Here is a 26,605-nt window from a genome sequence, read left to right as displayed (position 1 = left end):
CATGAACCGCTGGTCGGACTGGCGGCTGCGGGCCTGGGCCGTCCTCCGCCGACCACTCGCGGCGTGGCGCTCGTCGGTGTCCCTGCGCGTGGTGGCCACCACGCTCTTCCTCTCGATGATCCTCGTGGGCCTGGCCGGCGTGCTGCTCGTCGGCCGCATCACCGCGGGCCTGCTCGACGCCAAGGAGCGCGCAGCGGTCGCCGAGGCGAGCTCGGGCGTCGCGGAGGCGCAGACCGAGCTGAGCGCGGCCGACACCAGCCAGACACCCGCCCGGCTCGTCGACGTCGTCATCGGCACGCTGGCCGCCCGCGCGGGCACGCCCCACCTGTTCGAGCTGCTGATCCTGGCCTCGCCGCCCAAGCGCGCCGACACCGTCGACTACGCCACGCTCGTCTCGGAGGCCAGCGTGCCGCCCGAGCTGCGCGAGGCGGTGCAGAGCGGCCAGAGCCAGTGGTGGACCTACACCCAGATGCAGTACCTCGACGGGCGGGTCGAGCCCGGTCTGGCCGTGGGCGCGCCGCTCTCGGTGGGCGGCGTCCCCTACGAGGTCTACTACCTGTTCCCGCTCACGCAGGAGGAGACCACCCTCGACCTGGTGCGCCGCACGGTGCTGCTGGTGGGGATCATCCTCGTGCTCACGCTGGCCGTCATCGCCTACGTCGTGACCCGACAGGTGGTCTCGCCGGTGCGCCTCGCGGCCCGCACGGCCGAGAAGTTCTCCGCCGGCAACCTCGCCGAGCGCATGCGGGTGCGCGGCGAGGACGACCTCGCGAAGCTGGCCACGTCGTTCAACGGCATGGCCGCCAACCTCCAGGAGCAGATCAACCGGCTCGAGACGCTCTCGCGCGTGCAGCAGCGGTTCGTCTCCGACGTCTCGCACGAGCTGCGCACGCCGCTGACCACCGTGCGCATGGCCGCCGACCTGCTCTACGAGTCCCGTCAGGAGTTCGACCCCGCCACGTCGCGCAGCGCCGAGCTGCTCCAGAACCAGCTCGACCGGTTCGAGGCGCTGCTGTCCGACCTGCTCGAGATCAGCAGGTTCGACGCCGGGGCCGCCGTGCTCGACCCGGAGCAGGTCGACCTGCGCACCGTCGTCGAGCGGGTCGTCGAGTCCGCCGCGCCGCTCGCCGAGCGCAAGGGCACCGCGGTGCGGGTCACGCTGCCCGGCAGCCCCTGCATCGTCGAGTGCGACCCGCGCCGGATCGACCGCGTGCTGCGCAACCTCGTCGTCAACGCGGTGGAGCACGGCGAGGGGCGTCCGGTCGACGTGCGCATCGCGATGAGCGCGGACGCCGTCGCCGTCGGCGTGCGCGACCACGGGGTGGGCCTGCGGCCCGGCGAGTCCTCCCTGGTGTTCAACCGGTTCTGGCGCGCCGACCCCGCGCGCGCCCGCACCACGGGCGGCACCGGGCTCGGCCTGTCGATCTCCCTCGAGGACGTGCGCCTGCACGGCGGCTGGCTCCAGGCGTGGGGCGCCCCCGGCGACGGCGCGAACTTCCGGATGACCCTGCCGCGCCGCGTGCACGGCACCATCAACGAGTCGCCGCTGCCCCTCGAGCCCACCGACGCCGGCCCCCGCGTGCAGGCCTCGCTGGCCACGCCGTACGCCGGCCCGCGCCGCGAGGAGGTGTCGCCGTGACGCCGCGCCTGCGGGCCGCCCTGCTCGCGCCGCTGGCGCTGCTGCTCGCCGCCTGCGCCGGGATCCCGACGTCCGGTCCGATCCAGCAGGGCCCCACGGTGGCGCCGGTGGGGGAGGACCCGCTCACCCGCGTGATCGCCCAGCCGCCGCAGCCCGGGGCCACCCCGGAGCAGATCGTGCGCGGCTTCCAGCAGGCCACCGCCAGTGCCGACGCCGACTACTACGTGGCCCGGCTCTACCTCACGCCCGGCGCCTCGTCGGTGTGGGACCCGACCGCGGGCGTGAAGATCACGGCGGGGCAGCTCACCTACCAGAGCGCGGGCTCGGTGGTGACCGTCGACGGCAGCCTCACCGCGCAGATCAACCGCGAGGGCGAGTACACCGTCGCCGCGCCGGGGTCGAAGCTCGACGGCATCTCCTACGGCATGGCCCGCATCGGCAACGAGTGGCGGATCGCCACGCTGCCCACCGGCCTGGTGCTCGGCCAGTACGACATCGCGCGCAGCTACCGCACCTACGACCTCTACTACTTCACCCGCGACTTCGCCACGCTGGTCCCGGCCCCGATCACGGTGCCCATCACGACCTCCGGCATCGCCACCGTGCTGGTGCGCTCGCTGCTGGCCGGCGCGCCCGAGTCGATCGCGCCGTCGGTGAGCACGGCGTTCCCCGAGGGCACCAAGCTCGCCCTCGACGTCGTCCCGGTGGGCGACGGCGGGGTGGCCGACGTCGAGCTGAGCAGCGAGGTGCTCACCGCGAGCGACGAGACCCGGCAGAAGCTCTCGGCCCAGCTGGTGTGGACCCTGCGCCAGGTGGGCGGGGTGACCGGGGTGCGCATCAGCGCCAACGGCCAGCCGCTGCCGGTCCCGGGCGCCGGCGTCGTGCAGCCGGTGACGGCCTGGCCGCTGGTCGACCCGGGCGGCCTGCCGCAGGACTCCACCGGCTGGGCGGTCGACAAGCGCGGTGTCGTGCAGCTCGTCGCCGGCACGAAGCCGGGCACGCTGCCGCCGGTCGATCGGCTCAAGACCGACCTCGTGCGGCCCGCCGTGAGCCTGGACTCCACCCAGGTCGCCGGCATCGGGCCGGACAAGGCGCTCTACGTCTCGCGCCTGGCCGACGGCGCGACACCGGTGCGCCGCTACGTGCCGGCCACGAGCTCGGGCGAGCTGTCGCGGCCCAGCTGGGACCGCTACGGCGACGTGTGGGTCGTCGACCGCGGCACCGGACTGGTGATGGTCAAGGACGACACCGCCGTGGTGGTGCCGATCGAGGGGCTCCCCGCCGACGTGAGCGACCACTCGGTGCTCTCCGTCGCCGTGTCCCGCGACGGCACGCGGATCGCGATGCTGGTCAAGCGCAAGTCCAACGTCGAGCCGCTCGTGGCCCGCATCGAGCGCGACGGCGGCAGCGTCAAGGTCGCCGCGCCGCGGCGGTTCGACGGCGGCGTCACCAACGCCCTCGACCTCGCCTGGCTCGACTCGGACACCCTCGCGGTGCTCGGCACGGTGGCCACCTCGGCGCTGGAGATCTACCAGCTGCCGCTGGGCTACTCGCCCAACCTCTCCCACACCTCCGTGCCCACGGCCGGCGCCGTCACGCTCGCCGCTGCGCCGGGCAACCCGCTGCTCGTGGGCGCCGAGGCAGCCGACGGCGACCCCGCCCTCGTCTACGCGAGCTCGGGCAGCGTGTGGTCGCCGGTCGCGACCGCCGAGTACCCCGTCTACCCGGGCTGACCCGGCCGCGGCGCGTCGTCCACCGCGGCCCGGCGTCGGGCTCCCCGCCGTGCTCGCCGCGCGGTCACCGTGGCGGGCGTGACGGGTCCGGGACGCCGAGGTCGCGCGGCTGCCCCGTCGGCGCTGCCCGCACCGCGGTCGCTGATCGTGCCGGGGGACCTGCTCGCGCCGTGGCGGCGCTGCGCGGGGTGCACGGGCCCCGGCGGTCCGCTGTGCGCCTCCTGCCGTGCCGGGCTCGACGGCCCGGTGCGCCGGCCCGTCCTCGACCGCGCCCCGCCGGGACTGCCCCGGGTCTGCGCGGCCGCGGCGTACGACGGGCCCGTGCGCGAGGCGCTCGTGGCGTTCAAGGACCACGGCCGGTGGGCGCTGCGCCCGGTGCTCGGTGACGCGCTGGCCCGGGCCGTGGCCGGGCTGCTCGTGGCCCCGGGAGCCGCGCTGTCCCCGGAGAGCGGCCGGGTGGTGCTGGTGCCGGTGCCGGGCTCCCCGGGCGCGGCCCGCGCCCGCGACGGCGACCACGTGCGCGAGCTCGCCGGCGTCGCCGCGGCGCGCCTGCGGGCCCAGGGCCTGCCCGCCGGCGTCGCGGCCGTGCTCACCGGGGTGCGCCGCCGCCGCGACCAGGTGGGGCTCGGCCGGGAGCAGCGCCGGGCCAACCTCGACCGCTCGATGGCCGCGACCACGGGCGTGCGCCGGGTGCGCCACGCGGTGATCGTCGACGACCTCGTCACCACGGGCGCCACGCTCGCGGAGGCGGCGCGCGCGCTGCGTGCCGCCGGTGTGGAGCCGCTCGGGGCGGCTGTCGTCGCAGCCCGCGAGGGCCGTCCGGCGCCTGCCCCGTGACCCGCCGGAACGGTGTCGTCCGAGTGCCCGAACGACCCGCGCGCACCTGCGCCCACGCGACTAACGTGGGTCCTGTGACACCCGTCCGGGTCCGTGGTTGCGTCCTCCTGGGGGTGCCGCTCGTCGGTGTCCCCGGAGGGCAAGCCGATGCCAGCCGCAGGCAAAGCGGTCCACGTAAGGCGACTCTTCGTCGTTCGATCACGGTGCGGCTTAGGAGTAAGTCCTGCCCTGACGACGGGCCTGTGCGCCTGTCGACCCAGGAGAAGGGGAGTAGTCGCACGATGCCCGACCGGGCGCGGCGAGACCCTCAGCAGGCGGATGTGGGGTCGAAGACCAGGTCGGCCGGACGGGTGTCACACGTCCGCAACGCACGCACGTCTCGAGAGCAGGTGACGTCGCCATGAGCACCATGAACGCGCCCGTCGACATCCTCGTCCGAGGTCGGCACACGGATCTGTCCCAGCGCTTTCGTGACCACGTCGTCGACAAGCTCGGCCGGGTGGACCGGTTCGGCGTCCCTCTCTCGCGCGTCGACGTCGAGGTGAGCAAGGAGAGCAACCCGCGACAGGCGGACCGCGCGTTCGAGGTCGAGCTCACCTGCGTCGGGCGGGGCCCGGTGATCCGCGCCGAGGCCAGCGCCGGCGACAAGTACGCCGCCCTCGACCTCGCCTACGGCCGGCTCGAGGAGCGGCTGCGCCGCGCCGCCGAGCGCCGGCTGCCCAAGCACCGCCGGGCCACGCCCGTCGTCGCGGTGCCCGGCGACGGCCTCGCCGCGCAGGACGGCGCGGAGGCCGAGGACTCCGAGCCCGACGTCGTCTACGAGGACGGCCCGGTGGTCGTGCGCGACAAGACCCACCCCAGCGCGCCCATGACCGTGTCCGAGGCGCTGCACGCCCTCGAGCTGGTGGGGCACGACTTCTTCCTCTTCCACGACGTCGAGAGCGACCTGCCCACGGTGGTCTACAAGCGCCGCGGCTACGACTACGGCCTGCTGCGGCTCGAGCTGTCCGAGGTGCGCGAGGCCGCCGAGGTCTCCTGACCCGGCCCGGTCGTCCCGACGGGGCAGGGACGTTCGTCACAGGGGCGGTACAGGTTTTCCCGTGCCGCCCCGGCGCCGTTTCGCTGCGTGCCATGATGCGCGCGTGACGCAGCACAGCAGTGCTCCTGTGCGTGTCCTTGTCGTCGACCGGCTCCCGCTGTTCCGCCGCGGTGTCGCCGACGTCGTCACGCAGGAGGCCGACCTCACCGTGGTCGCCGAGACCGACGACGGCTCGCTCGTCGTCGACCTCGTCGCGCGCCACCGCGTCGACGTCGTGCTGCTCGACCTCGGCACGCCGGGTGCCGGCACCGACGTCATCGCGCTGCTGCGCGCGACCCACCCCGAGGTCCACGTCGTGGTGCTCACCCACGCCGACGACGACGCCGACCTCGCCGGCGCGGTGCGCGCGGGTGCGCGCGGCTACCTGCTCACCGACACGACGCCGGAGGAGCTCGTGGAGGCGATCCGCGCGGTGGCCGCGGGCAGCTCGCTGCTCTCGCCCGCGATGGCCGCCCGGCTGCTCGACGAGTTCGCGGTCCTCGTGCGCCGCAACGAGGCCCCGGCCGAGGGCGCCGGTGCGCTCTCCCGCCGCGAGCTGGAGGTGCTCACCCTCGTGGCGCAGGGCCTGAACAACCGGGCCATCGCCGAGACGCTGTTCATCAGCGAGAACACGGTGAAGAACCACGTGCGCAACATCCACGAGAAGCTCCAGGTGCACTCGCGGATGGAGGCGGTCGTGCGGGCGGTGCGCGAGGGCGTGCTCCAGATCGCCTGAGGCGCCGTCGGCCCTCGCGGATAGGTTCCCGCTCGTGACCGCCGCCACCACGTCCGCCTCGCTGTCCCTGGCGGAGGCCCGCACCCTCGTGCTGCACGCCCAGGGGCTGGTGCCGGGCGCCCTGCCGCTGCGGCCGGCCCAGGCCGCGCGCGCCGGGCTCGCCCGCCGCACCGCGGCGGCCGAGGCGACCTTGCGGCACCTCGGCGCGGTGCAGCTCGACACCGTGAGCGTGCTCGCGCGCAGCCACGAGCTCGTGCAGTACGCCCGCCTCGGGGCCGTCGGTCGGCAGGCCGTCGAGTCCGCGTACTGGGGCGGTGGCTCCGGGGCCGAGCACCCTGGGGAGGCGACGTCGTTCGAGTACTGGTCGCACGCGGCCAGCGTGCTGCCCATCGAGGAGTGGCCGCTGTTCGCGTTCCGCCGTCGCGCCTACAAGCGCCGAGGGTTCCACTGGCACGAGGAGCCCACCCGCGCGATCGGCGAGGTGCGCGCGGCGCTCGCCTCGGGCGGGCCGGTGATGACCTCGGACATCGGCGGCGCGAAGAAGGGCGCCGACTGGTGGGACTGGTCGGACACGAAGATCGCCGTGGAGTGGCTGCTGTTCCTCGGCGAGGTGGTGTGCGTGCGCCGGGTCGGGTGGCGTCGCGTGTACGACCTGGCGGAGCGGGCCGTTCCGCTGCGGCACCGCGAGCCGCAGCCGGGCTGGACCGACGACGAGGGCATCCCGGGGCCGAGCGACGAGGAGTGCGTGCGCGCCCTCCTGCAGCGCTCGGTGCGGGTGCTCGGCGTCGGGACGGTGGGCGACGTCGCCGACGTGCACCGGCTCGCGTCCGTGGCGCTGCCCCGGCCCTACCTCACCTCCCTCCTCGACTCGCTCGTGGAGGAGGGCTCGGTCAGCCGCGTGCAGGTCGAGGGGTGGAAGGGCCCGGTCTACGCCGACACCGCCCTGCTGCGCGCGCACGGTCACGAGGGCCTCGCCGGCCGCTCGCGCACCACGCTGCTCTCGCCGTTCGACTCGCTCGTGTGGCACCGCGGGCGCACGTCCCGGCTGTTCGGCTTCGACTACCAGATGGAGCTCTACGTGCCCCAGCACAAGCGGGTGCACGGCTACTTCACCATGCCGGTGCTGCACAACGGCCGGCTCGTGGCACGGGTGGACCCCAAGCGCACCGGCTCCACGCTGCACGCGCGGCAGGTCACGTTCGAGACCGGTCCCCGTGGCGGCGTGCCGGCGACGGCGGTGGCCGGCACGGCGGCGGCCCTGCGCGAGGCGGCGTCCTGGGTGGGGTGCGCCGAGGTCGTCGTCGACCGCGTGGTGCCGCACACCGCGCGCCTGGCGCTGCTCGACGCCCTGGCCTGAGGCGTCTCCGTCCCGCGGTGCTCGTCGTCGGCAGCGTCCTCGGCGGCGTGATGTGGCTCGTGGGCGGTCGTCCGCAGCGGCGGTAGCGTCGCGGACGTGACCCGCATCCTGCTCACCGGCATGTCCGGTACCGGCAAGTCCACGGTGCTGGGCGAGCTGGCGGCGCGGGGGCACCGCGTCGTCGACCTCGACGATCCGGGCTGGAGCCGGGAGGTCCCCACCGGGGACGGCGGCGTCGAGCAGGTGTGGGAGCTCGACCGTGTGGCGCGGCTGCTCGACGGCCACGGCGCGCACGGTGCTCACGCGGCTCACGATGACGGGCTGCTCGTGGTGGCCGGGTGCGCGGCCGACCAGGCCCGGTTCTACGACCGCTTCGAGGCGGTGGTGCTGCTCAGTGCTCCCGCGGAGGTGATGCTCGAGCGGATCGCCGCACGCCGCACCAACCCGTTCGGCCGGCTGCCGCAGGAGCGGGCCCGGATCCTGCGCGACCTCGCCGAGGTGGAGCCGCTGCTCCGCGCGACGTGTACCTGCGAGATCGACACGCGCCGGCCCGTGGCCGAGGTGGCGGACCTGGTGGAGGCGCTCGCGACCGGTGCGGGCTGAGCCACTCGCCCCGCCCCGGCTCCGGCCTCCTCGTGGCTGGCGCGCCCCGGCAGCCGGTCAGCCGGTGCGCAGGCCGAGCGCTCCGCCGGCCCAGCGGCCGAGCACCGCGGCCACCTCGTCGGCCAGGGCCGGGTCGCCGACGTCGGGCAGCGGGTGCACCTGCACCCGCGCGTGGCCGTCGTCCACCACCACGAGAGCCTCGCCCTCCGCGGTGCCGGTGGTGATCTCGCGCACCGCGAAGCCGAGCAGGTCGCCGCGCGCCCAGCCCTCCAGCCGGGCGCGGCGCAGCGCCGCGAGGTCGGCGCCGGGGTGCAGGGCGGCCAGCACGTCGTCGAGGTCGGCGCTCGCCGCGGGCCACGGGCGCAGCTGCCAGCGCCCCGCGACCAGCTCGGTCGGCTCCACCGGCGTCACACCGTCCCCTCGAACCAGGGACGTCGAGGGGTCACCGGCGCCCCGGGACGCGGCCGACGTCCTCGGGCAGCAGGCTGCCGACCCAGTGGTCCACGCGCTCGCCCCGCAGCTCGAGGCCGCGGCGCACCAGGCCCTCGACGACGTAGCCCGCGCCCTCGGCGACCCGTCGCGACGCGGTGTTGTCGCTGCGGGCGTACCAGCTGATGCGCGCGAGGCCGAGCGAGTCGAACGCCCAGTCCGAGGCCAGCCGCACGGCCCGGGTCATCAGGCCGCGCCCGCGGCCGGCGGGGGCGAGCCAGTAGCCGATCTCCGCGACGCCGCCGGGCTCGCCGTGCAGCTCGATCTCGTGCAGACCCACCAGTCCGAGGAGGAGCTCCGGCCGATCGTGGTCGCACACGGCGAACACCGCGTCGGTGGACTCCGCCCATCCCTGCGTGGCGATCGTGAGCAGCCGGCGTGCGTGCTCCTCGCCGTAGGGCGACGGCACCCGGGTGAAGCGCACGACGTCCGGCGTCCGCGCACCCTCGATCAGGGCGGGGACGTCGGCCTCGCCGGGCTCGCGCAGCAGCACGACGCCGTCGGTGAGGTCGCGGCGGGGCGGGAACGTCGCGGCGGGCGGGCTCGTCGTCATGGGTGACATTGCAGCGCACGGCAGGTGCCGGGCGCGCCCGGGTTGCGGACCGCGGCGGTGCCGTCGCGGCCTCGGGGGCGAGCGGTTCGGCGTCCTGTCCGTGCGTCGGGCTGGCGGTGTTCCGTGACCGAATGGTTACCATGCTCCGGTGGCGGGTCCCCCCGCCCGCTCCGTCGCGCGCCCGCTGCGGGCCGCAACGCCTCAGACAAGGACGTACCTGGTGTCGCTCCTCGACAAGATCCTGCGTGCCGGCGAGGGCCGGTTGCTCAAGAAGCTGGAGTCCATCGCGGTCCAGGTCAACGCCCTGGAGGACGACTTCGTCGACCTCACCGACGCCGAGCTGCGGGCCAAGACCGAGGAGTACCGCGCCCGCTACGCCGACGGCGAGACGCTCGACGACCTCCTCCCGGAGGCGTTCGCGACCGTGCGCGAGGCCGCCAAGCGGACGCTCGGGCAGCGGCACTACGACGTCCAGGTCATGGGTGGCGCGGCCCTGCACCTCGGCAACATCGCCGAGATGAAGACCGGTGAGGGCAAGACCCTCGTGTCCACGCTGCCCGCCTACCTCAACGCGCTCTCCGGCGACGGCGTCCACGTCGTGACGGTCAACGACTACCTCGCCGAGCGCGACGCCGAGTGGATGGGCCGGGTGCACCGGTTCCTGGGGCTGAGCGTCGGCGTCATCCTCGCCAACATGCCGCCGCCCCAGCGCAAGGTCGCCTACGACTGCGACATCACCTACGGCACCAACAACGAGTTCGGCTTCGACTACCTGCGCGACAACATGGCGTGGTCGATCGAGGAGCGCGTGCAGCGCGGCCACAACTTCGCGATCGTCGACGAGACCGACTCGATCCTCATCGACGAGGCCCGCACGCCGCTCATCATCAGCGGCCCGGCCGACGCCGCCACCAAGTGGTACACCGAGTTCGCCCGGCTCGTCCCGCGGCTCAAGCGCGGCGACGAGGAGAAGGGCATCGACGGCGACTACGAGGTCGACGAGAAGAAGCGCACCGTCGGCATCCTCGAGAGCGGCGTCGAGAAGGTCGAGGACTGGCTCGGCATCGACAACCTCTACGAGTCGGTGAACACCCCGCTGGTCGGCTACCTCAACAACGCGCTGCGCGCCAAGGAGCTGTTCAAGCGCGACAAGGACTACGTCGTCCTCAACGGCGAGGTGCTCATCGTCGACGAGCACACCGGCCGCATCCTCGCGGGCCGCCGCTACAACGAGGGCATGCACCAGGCGATCGAGGCCAAGGAGGGGGTGGAGATCAAGCAGGAGAACCAGACCCTCGCCACGATCACCCTCCAGAACTACTTCCGCCTCTACACCAAGCTCTCCGGCATGACCGGCACGGCGATGACCGAGGCCGCGGAGTTCGACCAGATCTACAAGCTCGGCGTCATCCCGATCCCCACCAACCGCCCGCTCGCCCGCGCGGACGAGGCCGACCTCGTCTACCGCACGGAGGCCGCGAAGCTCAACGCCGTCGTCGACGACATCGCGCTGCGGCACGAGAAGGGCCAGCCGGTGCTGGTCGGCACGACGTCGGTGGAGAAGTCCGAGAACCTGTCGGCGCTGCTGCGCAAGCGCGGCGTGCCGCACGAGGTCCTCAACGCGAAGTTCCACGAGCGCGAGGCCGCGATCGTCGCGCAGGCCGGCCGCAAGGGCGCCGTCACCGTCGCGACCAACATGGCCGGTCGAGGCACCGACATCATGCTCGGCGGCAACTCCGAGTTCATGGCCGCCGCCGAGCTCGCGCAGAAGGAGCTCAGCCCGGTCGACACCCCGGAGGAGTACGAGGCCGAGTGGCCGGCGGCGCTCGAGCGCGCGCGCAAGAGCGTCGCGGCCGAGCACGAGGAGGTCACCGGTCTCGGCGGCCTCTACGTGCTGGGCACCGAGCGCCACGAGTCACGGCGCATCGACAACCAGCTGCGCGGCCGCTCCGGCCGCCAGGGCGACCCGGGCGAGTCGCGCTTCTACCTCTCGCTCGAGGACGACCTGATGCGGCTGTTCAAGGCCGACATCGTCGACGCCTTCCTGCGCCGCTTCAACGTGCCGGACGACGTCCCGATCGAGGCGAAGATGGTCAGCAACGCCATCCGCTCGGCGCAGACGCAGGTCGAGGCGCAGAACTTCGAGATCCGCAAGAACGTCCTCAAGTACGACGAGGTGATGAACCGCCAGCGCGTCGTCGTCTACGAGGAGCGCCGTCGGGTGCTCGAGGGCGAGGACCTCCAGGAGCAGGTGCGCGGCTTCCTCGACGACACCGTCGAGGGCTACGTGCTCGCCGAGACCGGCGAGGGCTACCCGGAGGACTGGGACCTCGACCGGCTCTGGGACGCCCTGCGCACCCTCTACCCGGTGAGCCTCACGCCCGACGACGTCGTCGACGCCGGCGGCGGCGGCAAGGCCGGTCTCACGCAGGACTTCCTCGTCGGCGAGCTCCAGGACGACGCGCACGCGGCCTACGACGCCCGTGAGCAGTCGCTCACCCCCGACGTGATGCGCGAGCTCGAGCGCCGCGTGGTGCTCTCGGTGCTCGACCGCAAGTGGCGCGAGCACCTCTACGAGATGGACTACCTCCAGGAGGGCATCGGCCTGCGGGCCATGGCCCAGAAGGATCCGCTCGTCGAGTACCAGCGCGAGGGCTACGAGCTGTTCAACGCGATGATGGACTCCATCAAGGAGGAGTCGATCGGCTACCTGTTCAACGTCGAGGTGCAGGTCGAGGAGCCCATTCCCGGGATCGAGCTCACCCCGCAGGCCGCCCCGATGCTCTCCGCCGCGGTGGCCGAGCAGGCGCAGCCCGCCGAGGCGGCCGAGGAGGAGCGCGAGGTCCAGCCCGTCGGCTCGCCGGCCATCAGCGCGAAGGGCCTCGGGCCGCAGCGCCCGCAGCGCCTGGAGTACTCCGCGCCCACGGTCGACGGCGAGGGCGGCGTGGTGCACGCGGCGGAGGAGGTCGACGACGTGCCCGACGTGTCGTCCGACGCGCCGCGCGCCGAGCGTCGCCGGGCCGAGCGCGCGGCGCGCAAGCGCGACTCGCGCAAGCGCTGATCGACCGGGCGCGCGCCTCGGGGCGCCGCAGCACGTGACGACGAGGGGACGGCCACGGTCGTCCCCTCGTCGCGTCCGGCGCAGATCGTCGCTCCCCGGCCCGGCCGGTCGGCCCCGCCCTCAGAGCACGGCGAGGCGGGTGACGCGCCAGCGGCCGTCCCAGCCCTCGAGCCGCACCGCGACGGCGCGGGCGCGGCGTCCGCCCACCACGACCGCGGTCGCCTCCACCACGCCGTCGGCCGGCTCGAACACGTGCGTGCTGCTCACGGTGCGCCGCACCCGTCCCGGGCCGGCCGGACGGGCCGGTGGCGACGCCGCGAGGTGCAGCCCGAGGTCGGCGTAGACCTCGGGGGACAGCCACCGCGCGAGCTGGTGGCGCGGTCGCTCGTGGGCGAGCACCTCGACCACGGCCTGCACCAGCTGCGCGGTCCAGGGCGCCGGGTCGGGCAGCTCGCTGCGCGCGGTGGGCACCGCGGCGACGGCCGGGTCGGTGTCGTCCCAGCCGACCTCACGGGCGACCAGGCGCAGCTCGGCGAGCGGCGCCGGCACCGCGGGCCGGTCGTCGAGGGTCCACTCGAGCGCGAGCGTCCCCTGCACGGCGGCGGGGCGGGTGCGCACGGTGCGGGTGAGGGACCGGGCGGGACGGACGAGGGGGAGGGCCCGCGCCTCGGCGCGGGGGTCGGGCTGGGACATGGCTCACCGTCGGTCGGGATCGAGGGACGTGGCCCGATCGGCTGCGCTGCCGTGCGGGCCGGGGCGGGGGTGCGTCCGCCTCGGCGTCCCTGCCGAGGGGAGGTCGGGGGCCACCAGGCGCGTGCCCGGCAGCAGCAGCGAGGGGTCCGGCCCGATGACGGCGCGGTTGGCGGCGTACCACTGCGGCCACGCGCGGGCGACGGCGGCGTTGCCCGCGCCGGGCGGGAGGTGGCGGCGCGCGATGTCCCACAACGTGTCGCCGCGCACGACGACGTACGGCGCGGGCGAGGTGCCGGGTGCGCCGGCCGTACGGGCGACGGGGCGGGCGACGACGTCGGCGCCGGGTCGGGCGTGGCCGGTCGAGACGCCCGGGGTGCGCGTCCCGTGCGCCGCCGCCTCGCCCGACGGGACTGCCACGGGTCGCGGCGCCTCGCTGGTGACGGGTGCCGCGGCCGCGCCGGCGGCGACCGGTGCGGCCACCTGCGCCGAGGCGCCGAGCCCCATCACGACGGCGAGGGCACGGCGGGCGAGGCCCGGCCGCAGCGCGTCCGCCACGCGGCGGGCGGCCCGGCCCGCCCGGCCGGGGAGTGCCGCCAGTGCGGCGGCGGCCCCCGCGAGCAGCGGTCGCATCACCAGCAGGGCAGCGACGACGAGCACGCCGACCACGAGCGGATCGGGCCCGTCCGCGCCGAGAGCGCGATCGAGCACCTGCGTCCAGGCTCGTGCCCCCAGCATGCGCATACCTCCGGATACTTTCGTTTGCTTGCGTTTGCCTATGACAGACCACGACAACCCGGCCTGTCAACCCTCGCGGCCGGGACGAGCGCAGAGGGCGTCGGAGCCGTGGCCAGCCACACGGCGAGGACAGCGGGACACGGGCGGGTCGCGTCGGCCGGGTGGGCAGACGGCGCACCGCCCGCGGGTCCGGCTGCATGAGTTCCGGGCAGCGCTCGCGCTCAGAGCCCGTGTGCCGACGAGGTGAGACGGCACCGGCGACGGGCGCGACCTACGTGGGAAGCAAGCCGTGGGGACGACCCTCGGCGAGTCCCTCCTTGCGGTGGTGGCGCCAGCTGAGCCACACGCCGACGGCCATCAGCGCGGCGACGTCCACGAAGCCCAGGATGGACGCCCAGGGCAGTTCGATGTCTGCTGCCTCGAGGTTGGCGAAGAGGCTCCCCATCGGCGTGAGCAACGGCCACAGCACCAGGACGTTCCGGACGATCGCGAAGGCGATGGAGTAGACGACGCCCAGGCCCGTGAGGAAGGCGATCTCCGACCAGCCCATGCCGTAGCCGACGTGGTACAGCCCGTAGGCGACTGCGGCCACGGAGACGCCGACCACCGGCCCGAAGCGGGCGGACAGCCGGCTCTGGACGAATCCGCGGAAGAAGACCGACTCGAACATGCCGACCACGAGCGCCATGACGAGCAACGGGACCCAGTCCTGCGCGGCAGGCAGGTCATAGCCCCACAACGTCAGGGCGAACTGGACGGAGGCGAACAGCAGACCGAGCAGCACGGTGGGACGCCAGTTGTCGAGGCGCAGACCGACTGCGCTCAACGGCCGATGGGAGACCCAGGTCTCGTAGTAGACCGGACCCAGGACCCCCAGCAGCAGCACGGCGGCGAAGCACAGGAACAGGCCCGCCACATGATCCGTGCCGAATCCGACGAACGCTGCGCGCATGAGGGCGACCACCACGACGTACATCGCCGCCATGACGATGAGCTCTCGATCACCGCGCGCGCCGCTCGCGTGCCCCGTCCTCAGCTGGGGGAAGGCCGCCAGGACAGCGGCACTCGCCGCCACGGCCACCGTGTAGCGCCACTCGGTCACCACCGCGAGCAGCAGAAGGGCGAGGACCACCCACGCGGACCACACGACTGCCGGCGCACGGGAACGAAGCACATCGGGCATGACGAGCCGCCTCCCGCCCGACGCTAGTCCTGCCGCGGCAGCCGACGCGCGGCGAGGATGGTGGGCCGCTGTCCCACGCGGAACTCCGGAAGCCCTTCGCGGGAGGGCAGGAACGGGCGCCGTCAGCGGTCGTCCTTGAGGAGGCTGAACGCGCTCTCCTCCTCCTGCGCGTTGTGCAGCCGGAGCACGGCGTGCAGCGTGTAGAGCGCGCGGCGCAGCTCCACGACGTCGTCGACGGTGGCCGGCCCGGGCCCGATCTCGGCCAGCAGCCGGCGCAGCCGGGTCACCTGGTGCTCGATCTCGGCGTGGGTGCGCGAGAGCGCGCCGGTGGGGTCCGGGCCGCCGAGCGCCCGGGCGACGACGGGCAGCAGCAGCTGCTCCTCGCGGCGCTCGTGCGGCACCAGCTCGTCGTCGAGGCGCTTGGCGAGCGCACCGACCGCCACCAGGTCGCAGGCGTCCTCGTGCAGGGCGTCGGCCGTCGTGCCGAGCTCGTCCACCAGCGCGCGCACCGCCAGGTGCTCGCGGTGCAGCTCGCCGGCCACCTCGGCGTCGCGCTCCGGCAGCTCCACGGTGTGCACGCGCGAGGGGAGCAGCCCGGTGAGGGCGATTGCGATGGCGAGCACGTCGATGCCTTCCTGGACGACGGCGCCCGCCGTCGGCGCGAGCAGGCCCACGGCCGCGGCGAGCATGCCCACCAGCGCCAGGCTCATCCCGACGACCGCGGCCGCCAGCGCGATGCGCCGCGACCGGCGCGCGATGAGGATCGCGTCGCCGAGCGCGTCGATGCGGTCCACGGTGAGCACGACGTCGGCCGTCTGCGACGCCGCCGACGATCCGCGCGAGGCGAGCGCGACGCCCACCGACGCCGCCGCCATCGACGGCGCGTCGTTCACGCCGTCCCCCGCCATGATCGTGGGGCCGAACGCGGACTCCTCCTCGACCACGTGCACCTTCGACGCCGGGTCCTGCTCGGCGTACACGGTGTCGACGCCGACCAGGCGGCCGACGGTCTCCGCGATGTCCGAGCGGTCGCCGCTGACGAGCACCACGCGGTCGATGCCCGCCAGGCGCATACGGCGGATCATGCGGGTGGCATCCGGGCGGATCGGGTCCTCGAGCACCAGCGCGCCGACCGCTGTGCCGTCGACGCCGACGTACACGGTCGTCGAGCCGTCGAGCGAGGCGTGCCGGCGCACCTGGCGCACCCACACGGGCGCCGACTCCGGGACGACCCACGACTCCTTGCCCACCCGCACGAGCGAGCCGTCGATGCGGCCCTCGATGCCGTAGCCGGGCACCTCCCGCACGTCGGAGGGCCGCACGAGCTCGACGTCGCGGCGGCGCGCGGCGGCGACGACGGCGGCCGCGACCACGTGCGGCGAGAGCTGGTCGAGCGACGCTGCGAGCCGGAGCACCTCGTCGGTGTCGTGCGCGGGATCCGCCGTCACGGAGGTGACGGTCGGCCGGCCGCTGGTGAGCGTGCCGGTCTTGTCGAGCAGCAGCACCCGTCCGGACCCGAGGCTCTCCAGCGCCGCGCCGCCCTTCACGACCACACCGGCGGTCGCCACGCGCGAGAGGCCGGCCATCACGGCGATCGGCGCCGCCAGCAGCAGGGGGCACGGCGTCGCGATCACGAGCACCGCCACGGCGCGCACCGGGTCGCCGGACACCCACCACGCCAGGCCCGCGACCGCGAGCGCGAGGGGGACGAAGTACGCCGCCACGCGGTCGGCCACGCGCACGAACGGCGCGCTCGCGGCCCCCGCCTGCTCCACGAGCCGCACGACCTCGGCGTAGGTGGACTCCGCCGACGTGGTGGTGGCCATGAGCTCCACCGGGCCGCCGGCGTTGACGACGCCGCTGCGCACGCGCTCGTCGGTGGCGCGCTCGACCGGGAGCGGCTCGCCGGTGAGCGCGGACTCGTCGAACACGCCCGGCCCGAGCAGCCGCCCGTCGACCGGCGTCACCTCGCCGGGGCCGACTGTCACGACGTCGCCGACCGCGACCTGCTCGCACGGCACCACGCTCAGCCGCCCGTCGCGCACCACCCGCGCGGTGCGCGGGGCGCGGTCGGTGAGCAGGGTGAGCTCGCGGGCCGCCCGGGCCTGGGCCCGGGCCTCGAGCAGCTGGCCGGTCGCGAGCATGAGCGCGACGACGGCGGCCGCGATCAGCTCGCCGACGACGAGGGCACCGACGAGGGCCAGCAGCGCCAGGACGTCGACCGACGCCCGCCGCTCGCGCGCGGCCCGCCACAGCGAGACCGTCGACAGCACGAGGCCCACGACCGTGGCGCCCAGCAGCATCACGTCAGCCGCGGTCGACGCCCCGAGGGCCAGGAGCACGAGCCCCGCGCCGAGGCCGAGCAGGCAGGCCAGCAGCGCCGTCCACGGACCGGCCACGGCACGCATCGCGACCACCCCTGCTCCCTGTCCGCGACCGGGTCGCCGGCCGTCGGACATCCGGTCTTCGAGCGTAGGACGGCACCCCCGCACGTGGCTCCTCGACCGTTGCGGCACGAGTCACATCGAGCGCCCGGGCCCGTCGTCGAGTGGCATGACGACGCGTCGCAGCGGGAGGGTGGATCCGGCTGGCCGGCGTGCCTGGTGGGCCGCCGGTCCGCCGGATCCGAGGTGGACATGTCCGTCGTGCGGACGAGAACCCCTGCGGGGCAGGGGGCGTCCTCGCCCACGCCCCCCGTCCTGGTGACCCGGGGCGCCGCCGCGGTGCCGCTGTCGCTGCTGCTCGCGGCCGCCGCGCTGGTCGCTGGCGTCGGCACCGTGCTCGATCCCGGGATCCTGCGCGGTCCGGCCGTCATGAACGGGTCCGCGCGCGGCACGGCGCTGGTGATGGTGGTGCTCGCCGTTCCGCTGCTGCTCGTCGCGATGGCGCTCGCGCGCCGCGGCTCGGTGCGTGCCGTGCCGATCTGGCTCGGTGCGGTGGCCTACCTCGCCTACAACGCCGTGATGCTCCTGCTCGGGACGCCGTTCAACGTGCTGTTCCTCGCCTACGACGCCACCCTCGGGCTGGCGGTGTGGACGGCCATCACGCTGCTGCACCGGGTCGACGTCGGCGCGTACGCCGACCGGGTGACCGCACGCGTCAGGCGCCGCCCGGTCGCACTGTTCCTGTGGGTCGTCGTCGCCCTGAACTCCCTGGCGTGGCTGGGCGGCATCGTGGCCGGCATGCGCTCGGGCTACCCGCCGGAGTTCCTCGTGGGCACGGGGCTCACCACGCTGCCCACGTACGTGCAGGACCTCGCGTTCTGGCTCCCGCTGGCCGCCGTGACCGGGGGGTGGCTGTGGTCGGCGCGCCCGTGGGGCGACCTGCTGGCGCCGGCCCTGCTGGTCTACTTCGCGCTCGAAGGCGTCGGGGTGGCCGTCGACCAGGCCTGGGGCCGGGTCGCCGACCCGGTGTCGACCGTGGTCGCGCCGCAGCTCGCGCCGGCGTTCGTCGGCCTCGCCGTGGCGTGCGCCCTGGGCGCCGCGCACCTGCTCGCCCACGTCCGGTCGGCCGGCACCGAGCCCGACGTCGCGTCGTCCGTCTGACGCAGTGCGTCGGCGCTCGGCGGGCGACGTGGGCCGTGGCGGGCCGACCATGACGGGGGAGGTGTCATGGGCGAGCCGTACCCGGACCTGGTCGCGGCCCTCGAGGCCGACCTGGCCGCGCTGTCCGCCGCGGACGCCGACCTCGAGCGCGACGCCGAGGCCGCCGAGCGCACCCGCATCGAGCGCGGCGAGATCACCCTGCGCGACCGGATGCGCGGCGCGCGGGGTCGCGTGGAGGTGGCCACGCGCGGGGGCGGCGTCCACTCCGGGCGGGTGGGCGACGTCGGCGTCGACTGGGTGCTCGTGGAGCACGTGCCCCGCGGCCAGCACGCCGTGACGGCCGAGCACCTCGTGCTGCTCGACGCCGTCCTCGCCGTCCGCGGCCTCGGCCGCACGGTGCTGCCGCACCGCTCGGCGGTGCCCGAGCGCTCGGTGCGCTCGGTGCTGCGCGGCTGGTGCCGCGACCGCTCGGAGGTGTCGGTGCTGCTGGTCGACGGCTCGGTCACCACCGGCCTGGCGTCCGCGACGTTCGCCGACCACCTCGAGCTGTCCACGGGAGGCGGCGCCACCGTCGCCCTGCCGCTGCCGGCGATCGCCGTCGTCAGCCGCTGACCCCGGCCGGGCCCCGCGTTACATGTCGAAAGCGCGGAAACTGGCTGGTTTTCCGCGCTTTCGACGTGTAACGACGGGGCCGGGTCAGGTGAGGTCGTCGGGGGTGGCGTCCTTGACGAGGGGGTTCTCGCGGACGAAGTCGCGGGTCTCGGCGTACATGCGCGCGATGTAGTCCTCGAGCCGGCTGGCCTCCACCCGCCACTGGCCGCGGCCGCCGACCTTGATCGCCTCGAGGTCGCCGCTGCGCACGAGGGCGTAGGCCTGGGACGCCGAGATGTTCAGCGTCTCCGCCACGTCGGCGAGGGTGAGGAACCGGGGGGCCACCCCGGCATCCTCGCATCGGCCGACGACCAGGTGGGTGACCGCGGCGTGCGTGTGGACGGCGCGGCCCCGAGTCTGGAGCCATGGCCGCCCCCGCGAGCCCTCCGGCGCGACGTCTCCGCGCCGGCCGGCACGACCTGCGTCTCGCCCTCGGCATCGCACTGGTGGTGGTCGCCGTCGTGGCGGGCGCCCGCCTGATCGGCGCCGCCGACGACCGCGTCACCGTGTGGTCGCTGCGCTCCTCGCTCGCCGCCGGCACCACGTTGCGCGCGGACGACCTCGTGGCCGTCCCGGTGGGCGCCGACTCCCTCGACGCCTACGTCCCGCAGGCCACCGACGTCGCCGGCGCGGTGCTCACCCGCGACGTCGGCCCCGGCGAGCTGCTGCCGGCCGCGGCCCTCGGCCCGTCCGACGCCGCGCGACGGCTGGTCACCGTCCCGGTCGACCCGCTGCACGCGCCGCCCGGTCTCGTCCGCGGCGAGCGCGTCGACGTGTACGTCTCCCCGCGCGACGGCACCTCCCTCGCGGCCGGCGGCGTCGCCGTCCTGCCCTCGCTGGTGCTGGCCGGCGCGCTCGTCGCCGACCCCGGGTCGGTCGACCCGGCCGGCGTGGGCACGCAGGTCGGCGTGGTGCTCGACGTCGCCGCAGCCGACGCCGACCGCGCCGTGGCCGCGGCCCGCGGGGGCGACGTCGACCTCGTCCGCGTCGGCACGGGCGGCTGAGGTGGCCGCCGCAGGAGCCCTGCTCGTGCTGCTCGGGCCCTCGGAGTGGGAGGGCCCGCTCGTCGCCGGCCTCGCGCACCCCGCGAGCCGCGTGGTGATCGAGCGCCGCTGCCTCGACACCGCCGACCTGCTCGCCACGGCGGAGGCGGGCCGGGGCAACGTCGCCGTGGTCGGCGCCGACGCGCCGCGGCTGGACGCCGACGTCGTGGCGCGGGTGCGCTCCTTCGGCGTCAGCGTCATCGGTGTGGTGGGACCGGGCCAGGACGAGGCGGCGCAGCGGCTCGCTCGATGGGGCGCGGACACCGTGGTGGCGGTCGATCCCGGCGAGCTCGGCCCCGCCGTGGCCGCCATCGCCGCCGCCGCGGCCCGGGCGGCGTCCGGCGAGACGGCCGAGGTCGTCGCGCTGCCCGTCCCGGACGACGACGCCGGCGCCGGCCGGGTGCTCGCCGTCTGGGGGCCCGCCGGTGCGCCGGGTCGCACGTCCGTGGCGATCGCGGTGGCCGACGAGGCCGCCCGCGCGGGCCTGGAGGCGCTGGTCGTCGACGCCGACACCTGGGCGCCGTCGGTCACCGTGCTGCTGGGCGTCGTCGACGACGGCGCCGGCCTCGCCTCGGCCTGCCGCCGCGCCCTGGCCGGCACGCTGGACGCCGGCACGCTGGCGGCGCTCGCGCGCCAGGTGCGCCCCGGCCTGCGCGTGCTCCCGGGCCTGCCGCGGTCCGGCCGGTGGAACGAGGTGCGCGCCGCGGCGCTCACCGAGGTGGTCCGGGTGGCGCGATCGGTCGCCGACCTCGTCGTGGTCGACTGCGGCTTCAGCCTGGAGTCCGACGAGGACCTCGTGTTCGACACCGACGCGCCGCGGCGCAACGGCGCGACGTTCGCCGCGCTCGAGTCCGCCGACCTCGTGCTCGCGGTGGGGCTGGCCGACCCGGTCGGCCTCGTGCGCCTGGTCAACGGCCTGAGCGAGCTCGCCGAGGTCGTGCCCGGTGCCGACCGCCGCGTGGTGGTCACGCGACTCCGCGAGTCGCTCGTGGGCCGGCGCGGTGCGGCGTCGGTGGCCGAGGCGCTGCACGTGCACGCCGGCCTCGACGCGCTGTGGTGCGTGCCCGACGACCGCGCCGCCTACGACGCCGCCCTGCGGGCCGGCCGGACCCTCGCGGACGTCTCGCCGTCGTCGCCCGCGCGCGTGGTGCTGCGCGGCATCACCCGCGAGCTCATGCGCGATCTCGACCTGCGCGGCGACGCCGTGCCCGCCGCGGCCGGCGCTCAGCGCGCGCGGTAGCCCTTGAGCACCGACCGGGCGACGGTGCGCACGTGCACCTCGTCCGGGCCGTCGACGATGCGCAGGGTGCGCGCGAAGGCGTACATCTGGGCCAGGGGCGTGTCGCCGCTGACGCCGGCACCGCCGTGCACCTGGATCGCGCGGTCGAGCACCTCGCACGCGACGCGCGGGGCCACCACCTTGATCGCCGACACCTGACGCCGGGTCTCGGGGTCGCCGGGGCCCTTGGTGTCGATGAGCCACGCGGCCTGGAGGACGAGCAGCCGAGCCTGGTCGATGGCCATGCGCGACTCGGCGATGCGCTCCTGCCACACGCCCTGCGCGGCCACCGGCTTGCCGAACGCCGTGCGCTCCGAGGCGCGGCGGATCAGCGTGTCGAGCGCGCGCTCGGCCATGCCGATCGCACGCATGCAGTGGTGCACGCGGCCCGGGCCGAGGCGCGCCTGCGCGATGAGGAAGCCGTCGCCCTCCTGGGCGAGCACGTTCGAGACAGGCACCCGCACCTGCTCGTAGAGGATCTCGCCGTGGCCGTGCTGGTCGTGGTAGCCGAACACCGACAGGTCGCGCACCACCGTGACGCCGGGGGTGTCCATCGGCACGAGCACCATCGACTGACGGCGGTACGGCTCGGCGTCCGGGTCGGTCTGCCCCATCACGACAAGGATCTGGCAGCGCGGGTCGAGCGCCCCGGTGGTCCACCACTTGCGCCCGTTGATGACGTACTCGTCGCCGTCCCTAACGATCGACGTCGCGATGTTGGTGGCGTCGCTGCTCGCGACGTCCGGCTCGGTCATCGAGAAGCCGGAGCGGATCTCGCCCTCGAGCAGCGGGGCGAGCCAGCGCTGCTTCTGCTCCTCGGTGCCGAACATGTGCAGCACCTCCATGTTGCCGGTGTCCGGCGCGGCGCAGTTGAGCGCCTCCGGGGCGAGGTCCGGCGACCAGCCGGTCACCTCGGCGAGGCCGGCGTAGTCGAGCACGCTGAGGCCTGACTCCGACGGGAGGAACAGGTTCCACAGCCCGCGCGAGCGCGCCGCGTGCTTGAGGTCCTCCACCACCGGCGGGAGGTCGTGCTCGCGGCCCTCGGCCGCGAGGCGCTCGCGCTGCGCGGCGTAGACCGGCTCGGCCGGGTGCACGTGCGAGGCCATGAACGACTCGAGCTCGGCGCGCAGCTCCTGCGCGCGGGGCGACGGGGTGAGGTCCATGGGCCGATCCCACCACGCCGTCCTCCCCGGTGGCGTGCCGGTCGCCCCCCGGCGCCGGGCCGTCATCCGCCGGGGACGCCCGGGCCGTAGGGTCGGGCGGGTGAGCGACCTGGTCGACGTCGCGGGCCTCGAGCGCTGGCTCGTCGAGCGCGCCCTGCTGCCGGGCGACGGCGTCCTCACCATCGAGCCCCTCGGCGAGGGGCACTCGAACCTCACGTTCTCCCTGCGCCGCGACGGTGCGGAGCTGGTGCTGCGGCGCCCGCCGCGCGGGCCGCTGCTGCCCACGGCGCACGACGTCGTCCGCGAGGTGCGCGTGATGGGGCTGCTCGCCGTGAGCGGCTTCGACCGGCTGCCCGCGGTGGTGGGGCTGTGCGAGGACGACTCCGTCATCGGCGCGCCGTTCTACGTCATGCAGCGGGCTCCGGGCGTCGTGATCCGCGACTCCCTGCCCGGGTTCCTCGCCGGCGACGAGGCCCGCGGTGCGCGCCGCGACCTCGGGCTGGGCCTGGCGCGCACGCTGGGCGACATCCACCGCGCCCCGTGGCAGCCCTTCGTCGACGCCGGCATCGGGCGGCCCGGCGGCTACCTCGAGCGCCAGCTGCGCCGCTGGGTGGGGCAGCGCGAGGGGATCCAGGCCGCGGTCGCCGCCGCGGGCGGGGAGGCCCGTGCGCTGCCGGACTACGACCTCGTGCGCGACTGGCTGCGCGCGCACCTGCCGGCCGAGGCCGAGCCGGCCGTGGTGCACGGCGACTACAAGCTCGACAACGTCATCGTGGAGCCCGTGCCGGCGGCGGCCGGGGCGCCGGCGTCGGCCCGCATCACCGCGGTGGTCGACTGGGAGATGGCCACGGTGGGCGACCCGCGCGCCGACCTCGGCTACCTGCTCTCGTTCTGGCCCGAGCCGGGGGAGTCGGTGCCGCTGGCCGAGCTCGTCACGGTGACCGACGGCTTCCCCACCCGCGACGAGCTCGTGCGCGAGTGGGAGGCGGCCACCGGCCGCTCGGCGGGCGACACGCGCTGGTTCGTGGCGCTCGCGATCTGGAAGCTGGCGATCCTGCTCGAGGCCAGCTACCACCGATGGCTGGCCGGGATGGCGGACGACCCGTTCTTCGCCCGGCTCGAGGACGGGGTCCCGGCGCTGCTGGCCCGGGCCCGGGAGGTGTGCGGTGCCTGACCCGACGTTGAGCGCGCTGGTAGTCGACTGGGGCGGGGTGCTCACCGGCGACATGCGCCAGGCGGTGAGGTCCTGGGCCGAGGCGGACGGCGTCGACCTCGACGCCTGGATCGCCACGATGCGCGACTGGTTCGGCGACCAGGGGGCGGCCGAGGCCCGGTTCAACCCGGTGCACGCCCTGGAGCGCGGCGAGCTGACGGTGCCGGAGTTCGACGTCCGGCTCGCCGAGGCGCTCTCGCGCCGGTCCGGCCGCACCTACGAGCCGGAGGGGCTGCTCACCCGGCTGTTCGAGCACTTCGAGCACGCACCGGACATGGCCGGACTCGTGCGCCGCGCCCACGAGAGCGGGCTGCGCACCGCGCTGCTGTCGAACTCGTGGGGCAACGACTACCCGCGCGACGGCTGGGACGACATGTTCGACGTCGTGGTCATCTCCGGCGAGGTCGGCATGCGCAAGCCCGAGGCGCGCATCTTCGAGCACACCGTGGACCTGCTGGGCGTGGCCGCCGGGGAGTGCGTGTTCGTCGACGACCTCGCGCACAACGTGGAGGCCGCCGTGGCCGCCGGGATGGTCGGCGTCCAGCACCGCAGCTACGACGAGACCCGGCGCGAGCTCGAGGTGCTGTTCGGGCGGCCCCTGGCCTGACCGCGGCCGCCCCGGCGGAGACGGCGGGGGACCGGCCTTGCGGACGCTCGGCGAGGGCCGCGATCCCCGTGGCACGATGGGCGAGCGGGGTGCGAGCGTCGTCGCCGGCTCCGGACCAGGCCCCGACCGGACCGAGGAGGCGCGATGGCCGACCGGCTCAGCCCCCTCGACGCGTCGTTCCTCTACCTCGAGGAGCACACCACCCCGATGCACGTCGGCGGGGTCGTGCTGTTCCAGGCGCCGGAGGACGGCTTCGACCACGAGCGCCTGGTCACCCTCATCGAGGAGCGCATCGCGCTCGTGCCGCGCTACCGCCAGAAGGTGCGTCAGGTGCCGGGGCGCATCGCCAACCCGGTGTGGGTCGACGACGAGGACTTCGACGTCGCCTACCACGTGCGCCGCTCCGCCCTGCCGCGGCCGGGCACCGACGCGCAGCTGCGCGAGCTGGTGGGCCGCATCATGGCGCGCCCGCTCGACCGCAACCGCCCGCTCTGGGAGATGTACCTCGTCGAGGGCCTGTCCGGCGGCCGGTTCGCGATCCTCACCAAGACCCACCACGCGATGGTCGACGGCGCCGGCGCGATCGACATCGGCCAGGTGATCCTCGACGTCACCCCGGAGCCGCAGCGCCCCGCGGCCACGGCCTGGGTGCCGGAGCCTGCTCCGAGCGACGTCGAGCTGGTGGCCGAGGCGGTCTCCGAGGTGCTGCGCAGCCCGGGCGCGGCGATCGACGCCGTGCGCTCGAGCGCGGTCGACGTGCGCGAGACGGTCAACCGCCTCGGCCGGCGGGCCGCGGGCGTGGCCGCGGCGGCCATGACGATCGCCCGCCCGCCCTCGGCCAACCCGCTCAACGCGCCGATCGGCGAGGCGCGCCGCTTCGGGATGACCTCGATGCGGCTCGACGACCTCAAGACCATCCGCCGCGCGCACGGCGGCACCATCAACGACGTCGTGCTCGCGATCGTCGCCGGCGCACTTCGCGAGTGGCTCATGACGCGCGGCGAGTCCGTGTCGTCGCGCAGCTCCGTGCGTGCGCTCGTGCCGGTGAGCGTGCGCGTGGGCGAGGAGGGCTCCGGCAACCACATCGCGGCGTTCCTCGTCGACCTGCCCGTGGGCGAGCCGCAGGCCGTGGTGCGCCTGCACCGCGTCACCTACGAGATGGAGCAGCTCAAGTCCACCGGGCAGATGGTGGGCGCGCAGGCGCTGGTGGGCATCGCCGGCTTCGCCCCGCCCACGCTGCACGCGGCCGCCGCCCGCACCGCCAACGACTGGTCGCGGCGCATGTTCAACCTCGTGGTCACCAACGTGCCCGGCCCGCAGTTCCCGCTCTACGCCGGCGGCGCGCTGATGCTCGGCGCCTACCCGGTCGTGCCGCTGGCCAAGGGGCAGGCCGTCTCGATCGGGCTCACGTCGTACCACGGCGGCGTCTACTTCGGCCTCAACGCCGACCGCGACGCGATGACCGACGTCGACGTGCTGGCCGAGTGCCTCACCAACGCGCTGGCCGAGCTGCTCGAGACGGTGCCGCCGCAGCAGCGCACCCCGCGGCCCTCGGCCGCGCGCGACCCGCGCCAGCCCGCGGGGGCCGCGCGGCGGCGTCGGGCGGAGAAGGCGGCGGCCGCGAGCGCCCCGGCCCCGGTGGACGACGAGGCCGCTGCCGCTGATGCGTCGGGGACGCGCGACGCCACCGATGCGGAACCGCGTCGTACCGGGACGCCCCGGCACGCGGCGGGGGTGGACGGCGCCCACCGGGCGGACGACGGGATCCACCGGGCGGAGGACGGGGTCGTGCCGCCGTCGGTGGTGCGCCCGCGTCAGGTGTCCTCGGCGGCCTCGCGCGGCCTGGTGCGGCCGCCGCGCACCTCCGGCTGAGCCGTCGCGCGGGCGCGGCCCGGCGTCGGGCGGCCGGCGTCCGGCATGCTGTCCACGTGCGCATCTACGTCCCGCTCACCGTCGCCGGCCTCGCGGCCCTGCACGCGACGGGGCGCATCGCCCCGGCACCCGTGGCCGCCCACGCCGTCACCCCGGCCCTGCGCCGCTCGTGGGCCGACGGCGACGAGGAGGAGCTCGAGTACGCCGTCCTCATGGCGGCGGCCTACGACTCGCTGCGGCTGATCGCCGAGACCGGCGCCGAGGCGCGCCGCATCGTCGTGGCCGCCGACGTCGACGACGCCGACGTGCGCACCGGCGACGACGAGACCGCCGTCGAGGTCGTGGCCGAGGTGCCCATCGCGCGCTGCTCGTCGGTGCACGTCGACGACGCGGACGCCGAGGGCGAGATCGTCGAGGCGATCCGGCGCCTGCCCGAGGCGGAGGCGGGCGACGGCCAGGCCCTGGCCGACGTCTCGCTCACCCGGCACGAGCTCATGTGGTTCGCCACGCAGGAGATCCCCGACCTGCTCTGACA

Annotated in this window: 23 protein-coding genes and 1 pseudogene; 16 read left to right on the top strand and 8 right to left on the bottom strand. The window is 75.2% G+C overall.

The features are described 5' to 3' along the window. Window position 1 precedes the first annotated feature (1 nt). From GC157_06360 to GC157_06330, 7 genes are all read left to right on the top strand, one after another. Window positions 2-1,639 (top strand): HAMP domain-containing protein, encoded by a 1,638-nt coding sequence (locus tag GC157_06360; protein ID MBI1377087.1) that lies wholly within the window; start codon window positions 2-4, stop codon window positions 1,637-1,639. Next, a complete protein-coding gene (locus GC157_06355; protein ID MBI1377086.1) occupies window positions 1,636-3,372 on the top strand; it encodes a hypothetical protein in 1,737 nt (578 codons plus the stop codon). Before GC157_06360 ends, GC157_06355 begins: the two co-directional genes overlap by 4 nt. 69 nt (window positions 3,373-3,441) lie before the next feature. Continuing rightward, the gene (locus GC157_06350; GenBank protein ID MBI1377085.1) at window positions 3,442-4,209 is read left to right on the top strand and encodes a ComF family protein; all 768 of its coding nucleotides are present in this window, start codon (window positions 3,442-3,444) and stop codon (window positions 4,207-4,209) included. Window positions 4,210-4,618: 409 nt separating this feature from the next. Beyond that, window positions 4,619-5,248, top strand: a complete 630-nt coding sequence (gene raiA, locus GC157_06345) for a ribosome-associated translation inhibitor RaiA (protein MBI1377084.1) — start codon at window positions 4,619-4,621, stop codon at window positions 5,246-5,248. Between the two features lie 103 nt (window positions 5,249-5,351). After that, the gene (locus GC157_06340; protein ID MBI1377083.1) at window positions 5,352-6,023 is read left to right on the top strand and encodes a response regulator; all 672 of its coding nucleotides are present in this window, start codon (window positions 5,352-5,354) and stop codon (window positions 6,021-6,023) included. A 34-nt stretch (window positions 6,024-6,057) separates the two neighbouring features. Further along, complete coding sequence (locus GC157_06335) at window positions 6,058-7,380, top strand: winged helix-turn-helix domain-containing protein (protein ID MBI1377082.1); 1,323 nt, start codon at window positions 6,058-6,060, stop codon at window positions 7,378-7,380. Between the two features lie 120 nt (window positions 7,381-7,500). Then, entirely contained in the window at window positions 7,501-7,983 is a 483-nt protein-coding gene (locus tag GC157_06330) for an AAA family ATPase (GenBank protein ID MBI1377081.1), read from the top strand. A 57-nt stretch (window positions 7,984-8,040) separates the two neighbouring features. On the opposite strand, the gene GC157_06325 is transcribed toward GC157_06330, so the two are convergent. Then, window positions 8,041-8,394: a hypothetical protein gene (locus GC157_06325; GenBank protein MBI1377080.1), complete on the bottom strand. Its 354-nt coding sequence runs from the start codon at window positions 8,392-8,394 to the stop codon at window positions 8,041-8,043. Window positions 8,395-8,425: 31 nt separating this feature from the next. After that, window positions 8,426-9,034 (bottom strand): GNAT family N-acetyltransferase, encoded by a 609-nt coding sequence (locus tag GC157_06320; GenBank protein MBI1377079.1) that lies wholly within the window; start codon window positions 9,032-9,034, stop codon window positions 8,426-8,428. Between the two features lie 211 nt (window positions 9,035-9,245). Between GC157_06320 and secA the strand changes: the two genes are divergently transcribed. Further along, complete coding sequence (gene secA / locus GC157_06315) at window positions 9,246-12,086, top strand: preprotein translocase subunit SecA (protein MBI1377078.1); 2,841 nt, start codon at window positions 9,246-9,248, stop codon at window positions 12,084-12,086. A 120-nt stretch (window positions 12,087-12,206) separates the two neighbouring features. Here the strand turns inward: secA and GC157_06310 are convergent, their stop codons facing one another. The 4 genes from GC157_06310 to GC157_06295 all read right to left on the bottom strand — a co-directional run bounded on the left by GC157_06310 (window position 12,207) and on the right by GC157_06295 (window position 17,105). Continuing rightward, window positions 12,207-12,557 (bottom strand): 3-hydroxyacyl-CoA dehydrogenase, encoded by a 351-nt coding sequence (locus tag GC157_06310; GenBank protein MBI1377077.1) that lies wholly within the window; start codon window positions 12,555-12,557, stop codon window positions 12,207-12,209. Between the two features lie 225 nt (window positions 12,558-12,782). Further along, a complete protein-coding gene (locus GC157_06305; GenBank protein MBI1377076.1) occupies window positions 12,783-13,514 on the bottom strand; it encodes a LysM peptidoglycan-binding domain-containing protein in 732 nt (243 codons plus the stop codon). A gap of 271 nt (window positions 13,515-13,785) precedes the next feature. Continuing rightward, window positions 13,786-14,697, bottom strand: a complete 912-nt coding sequence (locus tag GC157_06300; protein ID MBI1377075.1) for a CPBP family intramembrane metalloprotease — start codon at window positions 14,695-14,697, stop codon at window positions 13,786-13,788. A 122-nt stretch (window positions 14,698-14,819) separates the two neighbouring features. Continuing rightward, window positions 14,820-17,105 (bottom strand): heavy metal translocating P-type ATPase, encoded by a 2,286-nt coding sequence (locus tag GC157_06295; GenBank protein ID MBI1377074.1) that lies wholly within the window; start codon window positions 17,103-17,105, stop codon window positions 14,820-14,822. Between the two features lie 294 nt (window positions 17,106-17,399). Here GC157_06295 and GC157_06290 point away from each other — a divergent pair, with 294 nt between their 5' ends. Further along, window positions 17,400-18,242, top strand: a complete 843-nt coding sequence (locus tag GC157_06290; GenBank protein MBI1377073.1) for a hypothetical protein — start codon at window positions 17,400-17,402, stop codon at window positions 18,240-18,242. Window positions 18,243-18,544: 302 nt separating this feature from the next. Next, window positions 18,545-18,634: pseudogene (locus GC157_06285) on the top strand (LuxR family transcriptional regulator). A gap of 304 nt (window positions 18,635-18,938) precedes the next feature. Here the strand turns inward: GC157_06285 and GC157_06280 are convergent. Beyond that, window positions 18,939-19,178: a helix-turn-helix domain-containing protein gene (locus tag GC157_06280; GenBank protein MBI1377072.1), complete on the bottom strand. Its 240-nt coding sequence runs from the start codon at window positions 19,176-19,178 to the stop codon at window positions 18,939-18,941. 80 nt (window positions 19,179-19,258) lie between these two features. Here GC157_06280 and GC157_06275 point away from each other — a divergent pair, with 80 nt between their 5' ends. Together GC157_06275 and GC157_06270 are read left to right on the top strand one after the other, a co-directional pair. Further along, complete coding sequence (locus tag GC157_06275; protein ID MBI1377071.1) at window positions 19,259-19,897, top strand: flagellar biosynthesis protein FlgA; 639 nt, start codon at window positions 19,259-19,261, stop codon at window positions 19,895-19,897. Window position 19,898: 1 nt separating this feature from the next. Beyond that, entirely contained in the window at window positions 19,899-21,176 is a 1,278-nt protein-coding gene (locus GC157_06270; protein MBI1377070.1) for a chromosome partitioning protein, read from the top strand. Here the strand turns inward: GC157_06270 and GC157_06265 are convergent. Further along, window positions 21,161-22,378: an acyl-CoA dehydrogenase gene (locus GC157_06265; GenBank protein MBI1377069.1), complete on the bottom strand. Its 1,218-nt coding sequence runs from the start codon at window positions 22,376-22,378 to the stop codon at window positions 21,161-21,163. The genes GC157_06270 and GC157_06265 overlap by 16 nt on opposite strands. Between GC157_06265 and GC157_06260 the strand changes: the two genes are divergently transcribed. The 4 genes from GC157_06260 to GC157_06245 all read left to right on the top strand — a co-directional run bounded on the left by GC157_06260 (window position 22,377) and on the right by GC157_06245 (window position 26,603). After that, window positions 22,377-23,552 carry a phosphotransferase gene (locus tag GC157_06260; protein MBI1377068.1) on the top strand — a complete coding sequence of 392 codons (1,176 nt, stop codon included), beginning with the start codon at window positions 22,377-22,379 and terminating at the stop codon, window positions 23,550-23,552. The two genes, GC157_06265 and GC157_06260, sit on opposite strands and share 2 nt — an antisense overlap. Before the next feature lie 52 nt (window positions 23,553-23,604). Next, window positions 23,605-24,198, top strand: coding sequence for an HAD-IA family hydrolase (locus tag GC157_06255; protein MBI1377067.1), 594 nt, complete (start codon window positions 23,605-23,607; stop codon window positions 24,196-24,198). 144 nt (window positions 24,199-24,342) lie between these two features. Further along, window positions 24,343-26,070, top strand: a complete 1,728-nt coding sequence (locus GC157_06250) for a wax ester/triacylglycerol synthase family O-acyltransferase (GenBank protein ID MBI1377066.1) — start codon at window positions 24,343-24,345, stop codon at window positions 26,068-26,070. A gap of 56 nt (window positions 26,071-26,126) precedes the next feature. Continuing rightward, a complete protein-coding gene (locus tag GC157_06245) occupies window positions 26,127-26,603 on the top strand; it encodes a hypothetical protein (protein ID MBI1377065.1) in 477 nt (158 codons plus the stop codon). The last annotated feature ends 2 nt before the right edge of the window (window positions 26,604-26,605 follow it).

This window comes from Frankiales bacterium, assembly GCA_016125335.1.
GTDB lineage: Bacteria > Actinomycetota > Actinomycetes > S36-B12 > CAIYMF01 > Longivirga.
The sequence above is the reverse complement of the archived record's forward strand: the minus strand, read 5'-3'. Positions and strand labels throughout refer to the sequence as shown.